Origin of the sequence: Persicirhabdus sediminis (assembly GCF_016595495.1) — a bacterium.
Classification (GTDB): domain Bacteria; phylum Verrucomicrobiota; class Verrucomicrobiia; order Verrucomicrobiales; family Akkermansiaceae; genus Persicirhabdus; species Persicirhabdus sediminis.
Genome location: NZ_JAENIM010000030.1, coordinates 1 through 649, shown reverse-complemented (window position 1 = coordinate 649; position 649 = coordinate 1). Strand labels below are relative to the sequence as shown.

At 47.9% G+C, this 649-nt stretch carries 2 protein-coding genes; both read right to left on the bottom strand.

What is annotated here, in order from left to right:
- The coding region (locus JIN82_RS05730) for an IS3 family transposase (protein ID WP_234041795.1) at nucleotides 1–377 on the bottom strand (377 nt) is incomplete at its 3' end.
- 8 nt (nucleotides 378–385) lie between these two features.
- Nucleotides 386–649 (bottom strand): transposase (locus JIN82_RS05725; RefSeq protein ID WP_200310682.1); only part of this gene is annotated, 264 nt, incomplete at its 5' end.

The window sequence follows — 649 nt, the reverse complement described above, 5'->3', positions numbered from 1 at the left end:
AGCACTTTAGCAAAGCGGTCTGATTGTTGATTTTCTAATAAGTTAGGGCTGTACTTGGCCTCTTTGTCCACAGTTGTGGTTTTGGGTGGTTTGAAACGCCCAGCTGGCTTTGCAACAATGCGGTGCTGGCGCATTATATTGGCTACGGTATTTTCAGAGCACTTCCAGCCTCTGGCCTGTAGCTCTTTAGTCATTCGAGGCGAGCCATAAACCTTAAGGTTGTGGTCTTTATGTATGGCTTTAATTTCTGCAAGCAATTCTAACTGAGTGCATTTTCTCTGAGTTGACGGCTGGCTAACATAGTACCTATAACCAGCTCTTGAAACGCCGAAAGCTGCGCACAGCTCTAGCTCCGAATAGTTACCCTGATCCTTCATTTTCTGAACTAGCTCATATTGTTGTGAGGATCGTTTCCCAATATGAGCGCAGCCTTTTTTAGGATTTCTTCACGGCGCTGTGACTTGGCTAGCTCTTGGCGCAGCCTCCTAACTTCCTCAGCTAACTCTGCGACCGAAGCCTCCTTGGGGACTTCGTTCATGCCCTCGCCTGAGGCTCGGTCACTCTCTGCGTCCCCAAGGAGCTTCTTTTTCCAGGCATAAAATTGGCTGGGCGAGATTTGGAAGTCTCTACAGATTTGGGTTACGCTTTT